Source organism: Phenylobacterium sp. (genome assembly GCF_004297125.1).
Lineage (GTDB): Bacteria > Pseudomonadota > Alphaproteobacteria > Caulobacterales > Caulobacteraceae > Phenylobacterium.
In genome coordinates, this window is sequence record NZ_SCVD01000024.1 from 62,710 (window position 1) to 78,748 (window position 16,039).

Below are 16,039 nucleotides of genomic sequence, written 5' to 3' on the forward strand. Positions count from 1 at the left end.
TAAGACGCCGCCCGAAGCTTTTGCCCCCCAGGCCAAGCTTTACAATTTGTTCAGAATGCGGCGCCGAGTCGCAGGCCGAAGGTGCGGGGACGCTGCGGGGTGACCTGACGGACCCGGCCGAAGCTGAAGGGGTTACCATAGGCGAAGGTGTCGCCTTCGTAGTTGAGCGGGTTGGTAACGAAGGCCGTCAATCGCCAGTGGTCGCTGGCGATTTCGGCTGAAAGCTTGGCGCGCAGGTAGTCGTCGGTCTGGGAGCGCACGGTGGCGTCAAAGCTCAGGTCGGCCTTGCCGACATAGCTGGTCTCGCCGACCAGGCGCAGGTTCAGGTCTTCGCTCAGCGGACGCTCGTAGACGGCCAACAGCCCGCCGGAAACCCTGGGCACGCCCGGCAGGTCGCCGGTGACGTTCTGGTTGAAGGCGATATTGGGATTCTTGATCCGGCTGTCCGAAATCAGCCCGTTGGCCTGTAGCGACAGGCCGAAGGGGAAATCGTAGCTCATCTCGACTTCGAGCCCGACGATGCGGGCGTCCCCCACATTACCGGTGAAGGCGATACCGGAGGGGCGGTACTGGTCCGTCTGAATGTTCGCCCAGTCGTCGTAGTAGGCGGCGGCCCGCACCGCCAGCCGACCGTCGAGGCGACGGAACTTGGCCCCGACTTCGTAGTTGCGCAGCCGGTCGGGCGCAAAGGTGGTTCGGGCCACGCCGACCGCGTAGAAGCCGCCTGAGTTGAACCCGCCGGGGCGATATCCCTCGGTGATCAGGCCGTAAATAAGGTCGCCATTCGAGAACTCCCGCTGCAGGGAGATCTTAGGGGAGAAGCCGTCGAAGGTGCGGGCGGCGTCGAAGGCGCGGGTGTCGTAGGGCGGGATGACGGAAATATCGGCGGTGGTGTGGACACGTGTCCGGAAGAGTCGCCCTCCCAGGGTCGCGGTCCACCCGTCACCGAGGACATAGGCCACCTCGCCATAGAGCGCGGACTCGCTCAGGCGATCCTTGCGATTCTCGGTGTAGACCGTCTCCACCATCGGCCCGGCGCGCGAGGCGGACGCCATGGTCACGAAGCCGAGTTCCGAGGGCGCCCGCTCGACCGTGCGGGCGGCGTAAATCCCGACGAGCCAGTTGAGACGCCCGGTCCCCGGCGAGCGGACGACAAGGTCCTGCACGACCATGTTGGAACGGGTCGCCTCGACAAAGACGCCGAGGTCGGCTTCGCTTGTGGGGAACACGTCGTCCAGGCTTCTCGAGGCGTCGAACTGGCTGGAGAAGACATGATGCACATAGCTTAGCGACGAGGTGAGGGTGCCCCAGGCGAGGTCGCCGTGCAGCGTGACGCCGGCGGAGTAGAAGTCATTGTTGTGAGCCTCGCGCACCCGGTTGCGGCGTTCGCCCGGCGCGCCGACCTCATCGCCGTCTTCAAGGGCCAGGCTCATCCCGCCGGAGAGCGGGCTAGAGCCTGTGGCGACCGTGACGTACTGAGTGTCGTTCGAGCGGAGGTGCTGGGTGGCGGCCAGGGCGTCCAGCCGCCAATTGTCGTCGATCCGCACCCGTAGGGCGACCCGGCCTCCATCGCGCCGGGTCTGATCGACGTTGGGGATGCGCAGGTTCACGTCGTCCAGATAGCCGCCCTGGACTTCCTCGTAGGCTGCCAGGCGGATCGCGATGCGATCCTTGATTATGGGCAGGCTCGCGTGGCCCTCGATCTCGTGGCTACTGTCGCCGCCCTTGGTCCAGGCGAGACCTCCGGAAATTCCGAATGTGGCGTGCTCCAGATCGGGCTTGCTGGTGACGATCCGGTAGATGCCGGCCAGCGAGCCGGCCCCATAGAGCGCGCCCTGGGGGCCGCGCACCACTTCGACCCGGTCGACGTCGACCAGGCGCAGGTCGGGGTCGGGGGCGTTGTAGTTGATCGGGGCGTCGTCGAGGTAGGTCGCCACCGTCGAGCGCGTTCGGCCGGTGAACGCGCCGTCCGACAGGCCACGGATCAACAGCTTGTCGCGGCCCGGCCCGAGGTTGGTGGTAAGCACCCCGGCGAGCTGGCCCACGGTCTGACCGACATCGGCGGCGCGCGTGGCGGCGATCTGCTCGCGGGAGATGGCGCTGACGCCGGCGGGGAGCTGCGCCAGGGCCGCGGGACGCTTGGTCGCGGTGACCACGACCTCCGAGACCAGCGCCGGCGCCCGCGGCGCGTCGCGCACGGACGCCGGCTCCTGGGCGGGCGCGCTGGGCAGGATCCGCACGGTGCGCGGGTCGATGATCGTATAGCGGCAGGGGGCGCTGGCCAGGAGGCGGTCGAGCGCCTCGCGGATGCTGTGGCGGCCGGACAGCTCGGCGCGGCCGCCTGCGCCGCAGCTGGCGGTGCCGAGGACGGAGATGTTGGCCTGCAGGCCCAGGTCGATCAGCGCATCGGCATAGGGCCGCGGCGGAATGCTGAAGCGCAGGCGCGCGTCGGCGGCCTCAGCGCGCCCCGCCAGACAGGCGAGGGCGGCGCCGCCCAGCATCGCACGCATAGACAGGCCGCGCCTGTTTATGGCTCCACATCCCCATTATCGGCCCGCCGCAGGATTGCGCCGCAGGACCACGCCCGGGCCGGAACGTACAGCGGTAATGGGAACCAGCAAGGCCAGGCGGCGGATTACCGCAGCCTGATCGTCGAGAACCAGGACGCCGGAGATGGGCATCGCCGCCAATTCCGGGTCTTCGATGCGGATCGGTGTTGCAAACTGCTGGTTGAGGTCGTCCACGACCTCGCTCAAAGGCTGTTGGCGATAGACCAGGCGGCCGGAGCGCCAGCCCAGCACTTCCGCGGGCTCGGCCGCAGCGATCCGGGTCACGGCCGCGCCGTCCACATGCTCGAGCCGCTGGCCGGGATGAAGGCGGTAGGCCTTGCCGGCCGCGCCATCGGCAGGCCGGACTTCGACGGCGCCGCGCGCCACCGTGACCGAGAGCTTGCCGCCCAGCCGGCGGACGTCGAACTGCGTGCCCACGACGCGGACCGTGCGATCGCCGGCGTCCACGAGGAACGGGCGACGAACGTCATGGGCCACGTCGAACACCGCCTGGCCCTCGGCGAGGGACACGTGGCGGCTGTCGCTGCCGAGCCTGACCGTCAGGCGGGTCCCGCCGTTGAGGTCGATGGTGGAGCCGTCGGCGAGCTGGACCGTCCGGCGCTGGCCCTTGGCGGTGACGTAGCTGTCGGACTCGGGCTGCGAGAATTGAGGTGCGATCACCACCGCCAGGGCCGCGGCGGCGGCCACGGCGCCGAAGCCCACGAAGGCGCGGCGGCCGACCGCTGGCCTGGCGCGGCGCTCGGACAGGTTGCGCGCCACCTCTTCGCCGGCAGCCGCATAGGCGTGGGAGACCGCGAGCGCGTCGTCGAAGGCCCGCGCATTCCCGGGCGTGGCCGACAACCAGGCGTCGAACGCCACCGCCTCGGCGTCGCTCAGGTCCCCGGCCTCGACGCGCACGACCCATGCCGCGGCGTCTTCACGCCGTGCATCGTCGCCATATCGCCAAGCGTTGCTCATGAGCCCTTCCACGGCCACCGCGTGCGGCGGCCCGTCGCTGGAATAGACGCCGCCGCCCGGCGCCGCCCCCCAGTTGCTCGATGCAATTTCCGGTAGATCATCGGCCAAGCTTCGCGGTCAGGGCCTTGAGGGCGGCCGATACATGTTTCTCGACCGATTTCACGGATATGCCCATGACCCGCGCGGTCTCGGCGTGGCTGCGGCCTTCCAGCTTGTGCAGGCGGAAAGCGCGCTGCATCTGCGGCGGCAGTCCGGCCGCCGCCTCGACGAGTTGGCGCAGCCGCTGGCGGGAGGCCACCGCCTCGTCGGCGGGGATTTCCTCGGCCACGTCCTCGCCGCCCATCGAAGCGTGGGCGACACGCCGCCAGGCGGCGTCGCGGGCGGTGGCGCGGGCCTCGCCGCGGGCGCGGTCCAGCATGACGTTCGTGGCGATGCGATAGATCAGGGCGACCGGATTCTCCGCCGTGACGGCCGGATACCGCGTGGCCAGCTTGACGTACAGCTCCTGGGCAAGGTCCTCGGCGACGAGACGCGAGCCCGAGCGGGCCGCGAAGAAGCGGACCAGGTTGGCCCGGCGTTCCAGATAGATCTCCAGCAGCGGATCGGTTGGCCCGGCGGCGGGCGTTTCGGGGTCGGTCACGACGGTCACGCCGGCAGCCTGCGGCGTCCGGCCCCCGGGCCGGGCGAGAAGGTCGGGCTCGGGCGGGGCTGATCCATGGACGCCGGAACGGTGGAACCTAGCAGAAGACATGCCTCATTCCGGAGCCCGCGCCAACTTCGCTGCGCGGCCGGCCGGGGGGCGGGGCGCTTCGGCGGCGTCTTGGCTTCGATGCCATGGTTGACGGCGCCTCGCGGCAGCCGTCCTGGGGGTGGTGTCACGACGTGCGGGTCGCGGGGGAGCGACCCGCACGTTCTCCCGCCGATTCGTGACAGCCGGCGCCGCGCCTGGCGCCCGCCGCTGACTTATCCACAGGCGGCGTTGCGATCCCGCCAGCCAGATCGGTGCGATCACGCGAAGTCGAAGGCGACCGGGCTGGCCCAAGGTATGCAGACGGGTCTTCTCATTCTATGAGATTGCTCTCGGTGAGAGAGCAGTGCGCACAGTCCGCTGTGCCGAAATGGGGCCCAAGGAGTAGTCATCTATGAGCCTGAAGACCGTGCCGGGGCTTGAGCCCGCGCCGACGAAACACGCCAGACTCGTGCAGTGGGTGCGTGAAATCGCCGACCTGGCCCAGCCTGACCGCGTCGTCTGGTGCGATGGATCGGACGCCGAATGGACCCGCCTGACGGGTGAGCTGGTGGCCAGCGGCACCCTGAAGGCGCTGAACCCCGACAAGCGGCCGAATTCGTTCCATGCGGCGTCCGACCCTCGCGACGTGGCCCGGGTCGAGAGCCGCACCTTCATCTGCTCGGAAAAGCCGGAGGACGCCGGCCCGACGAACAACTGGCTGGACCCCGCCGAGATGCGCGCCGACCTGAAGGACCTCTTCAAGGGCGTGATGCGCGGCCGCACCATGTATGTCGTGCCGTTCTGCATGGGCCCCCTGGGCTCGAAGATCAGCCAGATCGGCGTCGAGATCACCGACAGCGCCTATGTGGCCGTGTCGATGAAGATCATGACCCGCATGGGCAAGGGCGCCCTCGACATGCTGGGCGACGACGGCTTCTTCGTGCCGGCGGTCCACTCGGTGGGCATGCCCTTGGTCGATGGCGTCAAGGACGTCGCCTGGCCCTGCAACGAGATCAAGTACATCGTCCATTTCCCCGAGACCCGGGAGATCTGGTCGTACGGCTCCGGTTACGGCGGTAACGCCCTGCTGGGCAAGAAGTGCTTCGCGCTGCGCATCGCCTCGGTCATGGCCCGCGACGAGGGCTGGTTCGCCGAGCATATGCTGATCCTGAAGCTGACCTCGCCCGAGGGCGAGGCCAAGTATGTGGCCGCGGCCTTCCCCAGCGCCTGCGGCAAGACCAACATGGCCATGCTGCAGCCGACGCTGCCCGGCTGGAAGGCCGAGACCATCGGCGATGACATCTGCTGGATGCGCTTCGGCGAGGATGGCCGGCTCTATGCCATCAACCCGGAAGCCGGTTTCTTCGGCGTGGCGCCGGGCACCGGCGTGGAAACCAACAAGAACGCCATCGACGCGCTCTGGGGCAATTCGATCTTCACCAACGTCGCCCTGACCGACGATGGCGACGTCTGGTGGGAAGGCATGACGCCCGATGCGCCGGCGCACCTGATCGACTGGAAGGGCCGCGACTGGACGCCGGACAGCGACGAACCCGCCGCGCACCCGAACGCCCGCTTCACGGTGCCCGCCGCGCAATGCCCGGTGGCCGCGCCCGAATGGGAGGACCCGGCCGGGGTGCCGATCTCGGCCATCCTGTTCGGCGGCCGGCGTGCCTCGGCGGTGCCATTGGTGACGGAAGCCCGCGACTGGCGGCACGGCGTCTTCATGGCCTCCAACGTGGCCTCTGAAGGCACCGCGGCGGCTGAGAACGCCATCGGCGAGCTGCGCCGCGACCCGTTCGCGATGCTGCCCTTCTGCGGCTACAACATGGGCGACTATTTCGGCCACTGGCTGAAAATGGGCGAGGCGCGCGACGCCGCAAAGCTGCCCCGCATCTACTTCGTGAACTGGTTCCGCAAGGACGAGCGCGGCAAGTTCGTCTGGCCGGGCTACGGCGAGAACAGCCGCGTCCTGAAGTGGATCTCCGAGCGCCTGGACGGCAAGGCCGAGGCCGTGGACACGCCGATTGGCCGGGTGCCTTCCAGCGCCAGCCTGGACACGTCGGGCCTGACCCTGACCGAAGCCCAGCTCAACCTGCTGCTGACCGTCGATCCCGCGATCTGGACCCAGGAGGCGGCCCTGATCCCGGCCTTCTACGAACGCTTTGGCGAGACCACGCCCAAGGCGCTGTGGGACGAGTACGAGGCTTTGGTGACGCGGCTGGAGGCGGCCAAGGACGAGATGGCCGACGAAAGGGTGGTGGCGGCGGAATAGCGCCGCCGCCCAACCGCTCGGAAAAGGCAAAGGGCCGCGGCGATCCCGCGGCCTTTCTGCTGCCTGGGACTGGCTTAGCCGCCGGCGACGACCCGCAGGGCGGGCGCGGCGCCGGGCTTTTCGCCGCGGACCTGGGCGACGAGATCGAAGAGCGCGCGGCGGACGTCGTCGACGTCGCCGGTCGCGACTACGGCGGCGAGCGCCTCCAGATGGCCGGGCGTGACCCGCACCGCGGAGTTGGAGATCACTTCCAGCACCTTGGGCGCGGCGGGCAGGGACCGCTCGGTCTCGTCCAGCAGCGCCTCGGTGAGCTTCTCGCCGGGCCGCAGGCCGGTGATCTCGATCTCGATATCGCGGCGGCCGGAGAGTGCGATCATCTGGCGGGCAAGGTCCAGGATGCTGACCGGCTCGCCCATCTCGAGCAGGAACAGGCGGGAGTCGCGGCGGTCGTCCTCATGGCAGGCGGCGGTGGCGTGCAGCACGAGCTGGGCCGCCTCCGGGATGGTCATGAAGAAGCGCGTCATCTCCGGATGGGTGACGGTCACCGGCCCACCGCGTTCGATCTGCGACTTGAAGATCGGCACTACCGATCCCGACGAGCCCAGGACGTTGCCGAAGCGGACGGCAGAGAAGCGGGTGCCCTCGCCGGTGGTCTGCTGGGCCTGGACCACGGCCTCGGCCAGCCGCTTGGTGGCGCCCATGGCGTTCGTGGGATCGACCGCCTTGTCGGTGGAGATCAGCACCATCTGGCGGGCGCCGCTGGCCTTGGAGGCTTCGGCCACGTTCCAGGTGCCGATGACGTTGGTCAGGATCCCTTCCATCGGGTGACGCTCGACCATGGAGACGTGCTTGAGCGCCGCGGCGTGGAACACCAGGTCCGGCGCCTCCTGGCCGAAGACGGTCGCCGTGCGCTGGGCGTCGCGGACATCGCAGAGCACGGCCTTGACCGCGATGTGCGGGTAGGTCTCGCGCATTTCGCGCTCGATCTCGAAGAGCGCGGTCTCGGAGAAGTCGACCACGGTCAGTTGCGCGCAATTGAAGGCGGCGACCTGACGGCAGAGCTCGGAGCCGATGGAGCCGCCGGCGCCGGTGATCAGGACGCGCCGGCTCTTGATCAGGCCGCCGATGGCGCGACGGTCCAGCTCGATGGGCTCGCGGGCGAGCAGTTCCTCGATGTTGATGTCGCGCATCGGGAGCAGGGTCAGGCCGTCGTGCTGGCTGAGCTCGACGATGGAGGGCAGGCGCAGCAGGCGGATGCCGTCGGTCTTCAACCGGCCCAGCATGTCGGCCGTAAGCCCCTTCAGCTTGCCGGGCTCCTCCAGAAACAGGATCGCGCGCGGGTAGCGGTTCCAGCGGCGGAGATCGGCCAGCGCCTCGTCCAGCCGGTCGATCGCCTCGAGGATGCAGACCCCGCGCACCTGGGCGCCCACGTCGCGGCGGTCGGTTCCGATGATGCCCACGGGCGTATAGGTGCGATCGTGGCTGCGGGCGACGTCGCGCAGATAGGTGTCGGCCAGCGACGGCGGACCGATCAGCAGCAGCGACGGGGACTGGGTCAGCCGGTCGGTGATGGTCTTGAGCGGCGAGAAACTCTCCAGCGCGTGCTCGTGCAGGGCGCGGCGCATGATCCGCACGCCCATGGCGGTGACCATCTGGAACAGCGGCGCCATGACCAGGGTGGAGCGCGGCAGGCCTTCGGCGCGGTCGAGGACGAAGACCGCCAGCAGGAAGACCCCGACCGTCAGCAGGGCGCTGCGCGCCAGGACCAGGGCGTCGGGAATGGAAACGTACCGCCAGGGCGACAGCTCGCCCCGGAAGATCAGGCTGAAGGCGCCGGCGATGGCGGCGTAGAGGGCGGCGAGCTGGAAGAAGCTGAGGGCCCCGGCCTGGCCGAAGCCGAGTTCCGGCTGGGTGGGGGCCACGAAGAAGGCGATGGAAAACGCCAGCGCGGCAAGCAGGATGTCGAAGACGACCGTCTGGGCCCGGACGGCCATCCGCTCCATGCGCCGCACTCCACTCACGTTGCGATTCCCCAACCATAGGCCCGGTCGTGCGGGCGGCCAGTAAAACTTGGACTGGCGGAGTTTTTCCGCGATCGGCGCCCTGTACGCGTTGAACAGGCGTCCGGCGAGCGCGGCCGAACTTAGGTACAGGCGCCCTCGGGCGCAATGGAAAAGCCGCCGCGAGACCGCGACGGCTTCCCTACAACCGTAAAGCTAAGCTTTGGTTGCGATTAGAAGGTCAGCTTGATGCCGCCCACGACCCGGCTGTCGCCGAGCCCGCCGGTGACGGCCTTGCCCTTGTTGGTGTCCCAGTAGCGGACGTCGAAGCCGACATGGTCGGTCAGCGCAAAGCCGACGCCGACGTTCCAGGTGGTATAGTCGAACGCCTTGTCGACCTCCTGCCGGCCGATGGCGCCGCTGAACGAGAACTTCGTGTCCGGAATGGCGACTGCGGCGTTGGCCTCATAGTAGACGGCGTCGCCGGTCTTCCCGAAGAATTCCGGGGAGTAATAGACCGCGACGCCCAGGGTCGCCGGGCCGGCCGGGACCGATGCGGCGATCTTGCCCTCCCAATAGTCCTCGTTGGAGCCGGACGGCTGGTCGAGATAGCCGTAGTAGATCACCCCGATGTCGAAGCTCACCGGGCCGGCCGTCGGCTTGATGCCGGCGTAGAGGTCGAACTCGGCGTCGGTGCCGTTGCCGAAGTCCACATTGGAGGCCCAGACACCGGCGTAGCCGATGCCCATGGAGGCGTCGACGCCGCCGAAGACCGAAGGATCCTCGTCGGTCTGACTGATGCCGCGGAAGACGTAGTCGGTGTTGGCCCCGAGGTTGAAGGCGAAGGTTGGGCCCCCGTCCTGCGCCTGCGCGGCGCCGGCGAGCGCAAGCGAACCGACAGCGGCCGCCAGCGCGATTTTCAGCGTTCTCATTTGATTATCCCCTCTCACGTCCGTCCGGCCGAAACCGACGGGCGAGGGTTATCGTGGTCGGCGGGGCCTGCAGATCAACGTGACGAACTCGCGACAGCCGAGCCATGGGGAGGCTGATGTGCGATTGGGCGCCCGTGTGGTGAGGCGCCTACAAAACGGGCGCCATGACCCTGCGGCAGGTCATCGCGCGACGAGCGGCGCGAATCCCAGGTGTGACCCCGCGTCGACCAGCAGCGTCTCGCCGGTCACATGTCGCGAGGCGGGCGAGGCCAGGAAGACGGCCGAGGCGGCGATGTCCTCGGGGGTGGAGGCCGCTTTCAGGGGCGTGCCGGCGGCGGCGTTGGCGCGGATGCGGTCGGCCGCCTGCTCACCCAGGCCCTTGCCGAACCAGGGGGTGTCGATGAACCCTGGGCAGATCGCGTTGACCCGGATCTTCGGCGCCAGCGCCCGGGCCAGCGAGAGGGTCATCGTGGTGAGCGCGCCCTTGGATGCGGCGTACGGGATCGACGAGCCGATGCCGGTGACCCCGGCGATCGAGGCGGTCATCACCACCGCTCCGGGCTGGGGCGCGGCTTCCAGCAGGGTGCGACAGGCCCGGACCATCTGATAGGCGCCCACCACGTTCACGGCATAGAGGTCGAGGAAGTCCTGGCCCGAGACCGCGTCCAGGTCGCCATGGCCGGCGAACCTCGTCACGCCCGCGTTGTTGAAGAGGGCGTCCACGCGGCCGTAGGGCGCGGCCGCCGCGGCGATCTTCCGGCAGTCGTCGTCCTGGGCGACGTCGCCCTGGACCAGGACGGTCTCGGCGCCGTGGGCCTGGCACCGGCGCGCCGTTTCCTCGGCGTCGTCGCGGTTGCGGGCGTAGTTGATGACCACGGCCTTGGCGCCGCGAGAGGCGACCTCCACCGCCACGGCGCGGCCCAGACCGGTCGATGCGCCGGTCACCACCACCACGAAATCCTGATAGTCGCCTTGGGCCATGATGCGCCTCCCGATGTTGTTCGGGGTGCTAGTAGCCGGTAAAGCCGCCGGCATGGAAGAGACCCATCTCACGCAGTTGGGCCGCGAGACCCGGGGCTTCGACAGCCCCGAGACCGCGGTCCTCGAGCGCGTCCCGAACCCTCACCCCGGCACGGCCTATCTGGTGCGGTTCACGGCGCCGGAGTTCACCTCGCTGTGCCCCGTGACCGGCCAGCCCGACTTCGCCCACCTGGTCATCGACTACGTACCCGGCGACTGGCTCGTGGAGTCCAAATCGCTGAAGCTCTACCTCGGATCGTTCCGCAACCACGGCGCCTTCCACGAGGATTGCACGGTGGCGATCGGCAAACGGCTGGTCAGCGCGCTTTCGCCGCAGTGGCTCAGGATCGGCGGGTACTGGTACCCGAGGGGCGGAATCCCGATTGATGTTTTCTGGCAAAGCGGCGCCGTGCCGCAAGGACTCTGGCTGCCTGACCAAGGCGTTGCGCCTTATCGCGGGCGCGGCTGAAGCGTATCGGCGCTGAGGATTGAATTCGGCTTGAGTCCGGCGGCTTCGGAATACTGCAGAGCTTCAAGATTATCCGAGGGCTCCCAACTGTGACGCGCAGATCGAAGTCAGCATACCGCCGGGCGAGTTGAGTCCGACCCTACTCTCGCCCGAGGGGAAAAAGGGAGATGGACTCATGCCAGCGCCCATTCGGGCTTCCCAAAAGCTCGGGACGGGCCTATACCTAAACCCGCCCAACTCTCCTCGGGCGTGTCACCTCAGGCCGGGCGGCGCCGCGCGTCGTCCGGCCGTCGTGTTTCTGGCGCTCCGGGCCTATGCAGTCCAGTGGGTGATCAGGGGATCCAAGGCAGGGCGTTCCCGTTCCAGCGGCGGCTCGCGCGGCGTCCCCAGCATCACGAAACCGGCCACGCGCTCACCCTGCTGCAGGCCGAGCACGGCCGTCGCGTCGGGGTCGTAGCTGTACCAGTCGGTGATCCAGTTGGCCCCGAACCCCATGGCGAGCGCCGCATAGGTCAGGTTCGCGCAGACCGCGCCGACGGACAGGACCTGTTCCCATTCCGGAATTTCGCCAGGTTTGGGCGAGGAAATCACCGCCACCGCCAATGGAGGGATTTTCAGCTTGGCGAGCTTGGCTACCCGCCTGGCGTCGCCCTGCGTCTGCGCGACCGCTTCCAGCCGGGCTGCGAACGCAGCTTTGCCCGCGCCTTCCAGCACCACGAAGCGCCAGGGGTTGAGCTTGCCGTGGTCGGGCGTGCGCGCCGCCAGGCGGACCAGGTCGGCCAGCTGGTCGGAGCTCGGCGCCGGCTCGGCCAGCGTCACGGCCGACGTCGATCGCCGGAGCGCCAGGAAGCGCAGGACCTCGGGCGCGGCAGTGAGGGGCAGGGCCGCGCCAAAGGCGGGCGCGGGCGGCAGAGCTGAAGGCAACGAAGGGTCCGGCGTTTAAGAGTGCGGATGCGGCCTTTCCTTTATGGGTGGCCGCGCGCGATCTGCAAGGCGAGGGAGACGACAAGTGGACGAAAAGCCGGCCTGGTTGCGGGCGCACGGAACACCCTGGGTGCGGGGGTGGGGCCGGGCGATCTTCGAGAATCCCTGGATCACGGTCACCGAGTTCGCGGCGACGGCGCCGACGGGCAAGCCGGCCCGCTACGGCCTAGTCAGCTTCAAGAACTATGCGGTGGCGGTCCTGCCGCTCTACGACGACGGCACGACCGTGCTGGTGGGGCAGAACCGGTTCCCGGCGGGCGATTACAGCTGGGAGATTCCCGAGGGCGGCGGCCCGCTGGAGCACGACCCGCTGGAGAGCGCCAAGCGCGAACTGGCCGAGGAGACCGGCCTGCAGGCGGCCGAGTGGCACGAGGTGATGCGGGCCCAGCTGTCGAACTCGGTGACCGACGAACAGATGTTCGGCTACCTCGCCTTGGGCCTGTCGCGGGCCCGGGCCGGCCAGGAGATGGACGACACCGAGGCGATCGAGGTCGTGCGAGTGCCGTTCCGGGAGGCCCTGGACGCGGCGATGGCCGGCGATATCAAGGATATGCTGACGGTGGCGATGCTGCTCAAGGCTTACCATATGGCTCGGGAAGGGCATTTGGCGTCCGCGCTCGCGCGCGCCATGCTAGGCTAGGGAGAAGCCTATGGGTCGGGAGGAACCGATGAGTCAGCGCCTGGAGGTGGTGAATTCCGCCACGCCGCCGCCTGTCTGGGCCGCGCTGCGGAACGAGGCCTATGCCGCCGCCAAGACGGAGTCGGCGCTGGCCAGTCTGCTGGCCGCGGTGATCCTGAACCACGACAGCCTTGGCGATGCGCTGAGCTATCAGCTCGCCCGCAAGCTGGGCGACCAGGAGCTGCGCGCCATGAGCCTGCGCGACACCGTCGAGGAGGCCTATGAGGCCGCTCCGTCGATCGTGGAGATGGCCGAGGCCGACCTGAAGGCGGTGTTCGAGCGCGACCCGGCCTGCAAGGGCTATGTCCAACCGTTCCTGTTCTTCAAGGGCTTCCTGGCGCTGCAGACGCATCGCGTGGCCCACTGGTTGTACAACGAAGGCCGCGACACCCTGGCCTTCTACCTGCAGAGCCGTTCCAGCGAGCTGTTCCAGGTGGATATCAATCCGGCCACCAAGATCGGCCGGGGCGTGTTCGTCGACCACGGCACCGGCATCGTGATCGGCGAGACCGCGGTGATCGGGGACGACGTCTCGATGCTGCAGGGCGTGACCCTGGGCGGCACCGGCGCCGAGCGTGGCGATCGCCACCCGAAGATCGGCAGGGGCGTACTGCTGGGGGCGGGCGCCAAGGTGCTGGGCAACATCACCATCGGCGACTACGCGAAGATCGCGTCGGGCTCGGTCGTCCTGAAGCCGGTGCCCTCCGGCTGCACGGCGGCGGGCGTGCCTGCGCGGCTCGTCAACTGCCCGACCTGCGAGGAACCGGCCAAGAGCATGGACCACACGCTCGCCGATGCTGTGTACGACTACGTCATCTGAGGTTTCGCCCGGACGCCGGACCGGCTAGGTTCCGCGCAACGATTTGCACGGAGCGTTTTGGCGTGGACGAGAGAGCTATCCGCAAGGTCGAAGGCCACCTCCGGGGGACTTTCGCGAACGCGCGCATCACGCTCGTGCCGCGGCCGAAGCAGAAGGACTCCGCCGAGGTCTACATCGGCGAGGAGTTCATCGGTGTAGTCTTCGAGGACGAGGACGGCGACGGCTCGTACGTCTTCAACATGTCGATCCTCGCCGAGGACCTGCCCTAACCCGTCCGTCTAGCGAATCTGGACCACCTTCAGCGTGCCTGCCGGTGCTGGCGCGATGGGCGGTTGTGGTTGGCTCGTGTCCAGCCAAGCGGCCCAGTGCGCGCGGGGCAGGATGACGATCTGGCGGTCGTGGTAGGGCGCGATGTCCGGTCCTGGCGGGCCGGTCAGCAGGCTGAAGCGATCGTCGCGGATCAGGCCGGCGACGCCCAGGACCGAATCGTCTGTCGCGGTGAAGCGCCACTTGGACTTCGGCGCCTTGGGGCCCGTGAACTCGAAGAAGGCGTCGATCGGGACCAGGCACCGGCCCTTCGGGAAGCCGCGGCCGTCCGACCGGAAGTTGATGACCGGCCCACGCGGGCCTGGGAAGCCCCACCGCATCCGGGAGAGGTGGGCCGCGCCATCTCGCCCGGTGACGATGTAGCTGGGGTCCGTGGGGCGGATCGAGGAGCGGGGCTCCATGTTGGGCGCGCCGCCGTCCCAGGTCAGCGGAAGTTCGAGCTGGCCGAATTCCTTGAGCAGCTCATCGAGCGAGCGTTCCTGGGCGTATTCGTTGCACATGTAATCTACATCAATCCGGGCAAGGCGGCATGTATATTGAATACAGTCAAGCCGCGCCGCGGATGATGCGGCGGGCCTGGAAGGGCGGGATGATGGCGGTGATGTGGGCGGCCCAGCGCAGGCGCGCGTCGTGGCGCATGGGCCCGGCGATGCTCTCCAGGTCATAGAGCCCGGCCCGCGAACCGCGCAGCAGCCGCTTGACCAGCACCTCGTCGGTGTCGGTCTCGACGATCACCACCTGGCCCAGCATGTCGGGGGTCGGCGCGGTCCGCTGGTCCTCGAAATAGATCAGCGCCCCGTCGTCGGCCAGGCCGCGCATGGAGTGGCCGACTACCCGCAGGGCCCGCGCCCGGTCCGTGCCGCCGGGGGGGATCGGCGCCAGCTCGGCGGGGTCCTGGCCGAGGGCGAAGAGGACCGTGCCGTCCGGATTGGCCCCCACGCGCCCGATCACCTGGACCTCGGTCGCCTCGCCCGCCGGCTGCATCGCGCCGGCGGCGTCGTAGAGCCACTCCGGGCTGACCCCGAAGGCGGCGGCGTATTCCTTGGCCCGCCGGTACGAGAACGGGGCGTTGCCGTTCTCGTTGGAGGCGTAGGTGTTGCGGCTCCACCCGTGTGCGTCCGCAGCTGACGCAGCGGTGTCGTAGCCTCTGTCGATCCGGGCCTGCCTGAGCCGTTGCGCGCGTCCGTCCATAATGCTGTAGATAACCTGCTGAGAAACGTTGCGCAACGGACAGTATATTTCCTACATTAGGCGTATGGAAACGTCATCCCACATCACATCGACCTACGCCGCGCTCCGGTACGGCGGGGCCTCTCAGGACCGCGCCCGGGCCGAGCTGGCGATCACGCCGGGCGAGGCCGGCAAACTGGAGGCGATCTTCAACGTCGGCCGGCCCGGCAAGCTGCTGGACCGGATGCGGCCGCGGTTCGCCCGGCACGGCGGCCACGTGGCGGCCGTGCTGGCGGCGGGCGGCTATCCGGCGCTGCGCCGATGAGCCGGACGCCCGACGCCGCGGCCCTGGTCGCGGGCGCGCTCAGCCGCCGCGGGCCCGCCGAACGCAGCCGGTTCCTGCGCGAACTCCTGGCGCACACGGCCGCGGGGCTGGTGGTGATCGACGGCGAGGCCCAGGCCTCCGAAGCGGTCTACCGGCTGGCCGACGCGGTGGTGGCGCGGGGGCTCGGCGCATGAGGCCGAACCAGCCCCGCGATCCGGCCCGCGCGGCGCGCGACCGGCTGCTGCGCCTGGAGCGCCAGGCTCGGGCCCGCGCCGAGGCCGCTGCGGTGGCCGAGGGGGTCGCCGAGACCGTGGCCCTGTCGCGGGCCCGCGGCCAGGCGATCGCCGAGCCGTCGGCCAAGCGCCAGCGGACCTGCGCCCAGGCCTACCGCCGCCAGACCGGCCTGGAGTGGCTGGCCGCCAAGGGCCGCATCGACCCGGCGGCCAAGGCGGCGGGCGAACGCTACGGCTGGGCCTATCGCCGGGTGAAGGCCGAAAAGGCGATCCCTTCGTCCCTGGGGGGCGAGGTGCGCGGCGCCTTCGTCGCCCCGGACATCGCCGAGGTGCTCGCGCACGGCGAGGGGACCGAGCTGGCCCGGCGCAAGCTGGGCGAGTTCCGCCGCCGGCTGCAGGTCCAGGCCGACCTGGTGGCCGCCTGCGACCTGATCTGCGGCGAGGAGAAGACGCCGCGCGAGGCGGCCGCGGGGGAACGCGAGATCGCCCAGCTCGAAGCCGTGCTGAAGGTGGCGCTGGAGATCCTGGCCGGTGCGCCAGGGTAGGGG

Annotated in this window: 17 protein-coding genes; 8 read left to right on the plus strand and 9 right to left on the minus strand. The window is 69.2% G+C overall.

Translation table 11 applies throughout. The annotated features are described in order from the left end of the window. Positions 1-50 precede the first annotated feature (50 nt). The 3 genes from EPO51_RS16520 to EPO51_RS16530 form a co-directional block, all read right to left on the minus strand. Positions 51-2,510 carry a TonB-dependent receptor gene (locus EPO51_RS16520; protein ID WP_293352523.1) on the minus strand — a complete coding sequence of 820 codons (2,460 nt, stop codon included), beginning with the start codon at positions 2,508-2,510 and terminating at the stop codon, positions 51-53. 36 nt (positions 2,511-2,546) lie between these two features. After that, complete coding sequence (locus EPO51_RS16525; RefSeq protein WP_293352525.1) at positions 2,547-3,527, minus strand: FecR family protein; 981 nt, start codon at positions 3,525-3,527, stop codon at positions 2,547-2,549. A 97-nt stretch (positions 3,528-3,624) separates the two neighbouring features. Next, positions 3,625-4,176, minus strand: coding sequence for an RNA polymerase sigma factor (locus EPO51_RS16530; protein WP_293352527.1), 552 nt, complete (start codon positions 4,174-4,176; stop codon positions 3,625-3,627). A gap of 493 nt (positions 4,177-4,669) precedes the next feature. Here EPO51_RS16530 and EPO51_RS16535 point away from each other — a divergent pair, with 493 nt between their 5' ends. Further along, on the plus strand, positions 4,670-6,532 hold the full coding sequence (locus EPO51_RS16535; RefSeq protein ID WP_293352529.1) for a phosphoenolpyruvate carboxykinase (GTP): 1,863 nt from the start codon (positions 4,670-4,672) through the stop codon (positions 6,530-6,532). 74 nt (positions 6,533-6,606) lie between these two features. Here the strand turns inward: EPO51_RS16535 and EPO51_RS16540 are convergent, their stop codons facing one another. The 3 genes from EPO51_RS16540 to EPO51_RS16550 form a co-directional block, all read right to left on the minus strand. After that, the gene (locus EPO51_RS16540; protein ID WP_293352531.1) at positions 6,607-8,535 is read right to left on the minus strand and encodes a polysaccharide biosynthesis protein; all 1,929 of its coding nucleotides are present in this window, start codon (positions 8,533-8,535) and stop codon (positions 6,607-6,609) included. Positions 8,536-8,765: 230 nt separating this feature from the next. Further along, positions 8,766-9,464, minus strand: coding sequence for a TorF family putative porin (locus tag EPO51_RS16545; protein ID WP_293352533.1), 699 nt, complete (start codon positions 9,462-9,464; stop codon positions 8,766-8,768). Between the two features lie 180 nt (positions 9,465-9,644). Next, positions 9,645-10,445 (minus strand): SDR family NAD(P)-dependent oxidoreductase, encoded by an 801-nt coding sequence (locus EPO51_RS16550; protein WP_293352535.1) that lies wholly within the window; start codon positions 10,443-10,445, stop codon positions 9,645-9,647. A gap of 52 nt (positions 10,446-10,497) precedes the next feature. On the opposite strand from EPO51_RS16550, the gene queF reads away from it, so the two are divergent. Beyond that, positions 10,498-10,953 carry a preQ(1) synthase gene (gene queF, locus EPO51_RS16555; protein WP_293352537.1) on the plus strand — a complete coding sequence of 152 codons (456 nt, stop codon included), beginning with the start codon at positions 10,498-10,500 and terminating at the stop codon, positions 10,951-10,953. Positions 10,954-11,265: 312 nt separating this feature from the next. Here the strand turns inward: queF and EPO51_RS16560 are convergent, their stop codons facing one another. Beyond that, on the minus strand, positions 11,266-11,877 hold the full coding sequence (locus tag EPO51_RS16560; RefSeq protein WP_293352539.1) for a nitroreductase family protein: 612 nt from the start codon (positions 11,875-11,877) through the stop codon (positions 11,266-11,268). A gap of 85 nt (positions 11,878-11,962) precedes the next feature. Between EPO51_RS16560 and EPO51_RS16565 the strand changes: the two genes are divergently transcribed. From EPO51_RS16565 to EPO51_RS16575, 3 genes are all read left to right on the plus strand, one after another. Further along, the gene (locus tag EPO51_RS16565; protein ID WP_293352541.1) at positions 11,963-12,577 is read left to right on the plus strand and encodes an NUDIX domain-containing protein; all 615 of its coding nucleotides are present in this window, start codon (positions 11,963-11,965) and stop codon (positions 12,575-12,577) included. Positions 12,578-12,605: 28 nt separating this feature from the next. Next, entirely contained in the window at positions 12,606-13,436 is an 831-nt protein-coding gene (gene cysE, locus EPO51_RS16570; RefSeq protein WP_293352543.1) for a serine O-acetyltransferase, read from the plus strand. Positions 13,437-13,498: 62 nt separating this feature from the next. Further along, positions 13,499-13,705, plus strand: coding sequence for a DUF3126 family protein (locus tag EPO51_RS16575; protein WP_068876285.1), 207 nt, complete (start codon positions 13,499-13,501; stop codon positions 13,703-13,705). Between the two features lie 9 nt (positions 13,706-13,714). Here the strand turns inward: EPO51_RS16575 and EPO51_RS16580 are convergent, their stop codons facing one another. Continuing rightward, positions 13,715-14,263, minus strand: a complete 549-nt coding sequence (locus EPO51_RS16580) for an SOS response-associated peptidase (RefSeq protein WP_293352548.1) — start codon at positions 14,261-14,263, stop codon at positions 13,715-13,717. A 46-nt stretch (positions 14,264-14,309) separates the two neighbouring features. Beyond that, the gene (locus EPO51_RS16585; protein ID WP_293352550.1) at positions 14,310-14,990 is read right to left on the minus strand and encodes a LexA family transcriptional regulator; all 681 of its coding nucleotides are present in this window, start codon (positions 14,988-14,990) and stop codon (positions 14,310-14,312) included. Between the two features lie 28 nt (positions 14,991-15,018). On the opposite strand from EPO51_RS16585, the gene EPO51_RS16590 reads away from it, so the two are divergent. From EPO51_RS16590 to EPO51_RS16600, 3 genes are read left to right on the plus strand one after another with little or no spacing between them, the layout of a single operon-like run. Continuing rightward, positions 15,019-15,258, plus strand: a complete 240-nt coding sequence (locus EPO51_RS16590; protein ID WP_293352552.1) for a hypothetical protein — start codon at positions 15,019-15,021, stop codon at positions 15,256-15,258. Continuing rightward, positions 15,255-15,452 (plus strand): hypothetical protein, encoded by a 198-nt coding sequence (locus EPO51_RS16595; protein WP_293352554.1) that lies wholly within the window; start codon positions 15,255-15,257, stop codon positions 15,450-15,452. Before EPO51_RS16590 ends, EPO51_RS16595 begins: the two co-directional genes overlap by 4 nt. Beyond that, positions 15,449-16,036, plus strand: coding sequence for a hypothetical protein (locus EPO51_RS16600; RefSeq protein ID WP_293352556.1), 588 nt, complete (start codon positions 15,449-15,451; stop codon positions 16,034-16,036). The genes EPO51_RS16595 and EPO51_RS16600 overlap by 4 nt, the downstream gene beginning before the upstream one ends. Positions 16,037-16,039 lie beyond the last annotated feature (3 nt).

Coding starts and splice junctions, on each gene's coding strand:
- EPO51_RS16545 (WP_293352533.1), bottom strand. CDS start 9,464: ATGAGAACGCTGAAAATCGCGCTGGCGGCCGCTGTCGGTTCGCTTGCG.
- EPO51_RS16580 (WP_293352548.1), bottom strand. CDS start 14,263: ATGTGCAACGAATACGCCCAGGAACGCTCGCTCGATGAGCTGCTCAAG.
- EPO51_RS16540 (WP_293352531.1), bottom strand. CDS start 8,535: ATGGAGCGGATGGCCGTCCGGGCCCAGACGGTCGTCTTCGACATCCTG.
- EPO51_RS16550 (WP_293352535.1), bottom strand. CDS start 10,445: ATGGCCCAAGGCGACTATCAGGATTTCGTGGTGGTGGTGACCGGCGCA.
- queF (WP_293352537.1), top strand. CDS start 10,498: ATGGAAGAGACCCATCTCACGCAGTTGGGCCGCGAGACCCGGGGCTTC.
- cysE (WP_293352543.1), top strand. CDS start 12,606: ATGAGTCAGCGCCTGGAGGTGGTGAATTCCGCCACGCCGCCGCCTGTC.
- EPO51_RS16525 (WP_293352525.1), bottom strand. CDS start 3,527: ATGAGCAACGCTTGGCGATATGGCGACGATGCACGGCGTGAAGACGCC.
- EPO51_RS16595 (WP_293352554.1), top strand. CDS start 15,255: ATGAGCCGGACGCCCGACGCCGCGGCCCTGGTCGCGGGCGCGCTCAGC.
- EPO51_RS16520 (WP_293352523.1), bottom strand. CDS start 2,510: ATGCGTGCGATGCTGGGCGGCGCCGCCCTCGCCTGTCTGGCGGGGCGC.
- EPO51_RS16590 (WP_293352552.1), top strand. CDS start 15,019: ATGGAAACGTCATCCCACATCACATCGACCTACGCCGCGCTCCGGTAC.
- EPO51_RS16535 (WP_293352529.1), top strand. CDS start 4,670: ATGAGCCTGAAGACCGTGCCGGGGCTTGAGCCCGCGCCGACGAAACAC.
- EPO51_RS16600 (WP_293352556.1), top strand. CDS start 15,449: ATGAGGCCGAACCAGCCCCGCGATCCGGCCCGCGCGGCGCGCGACCGG.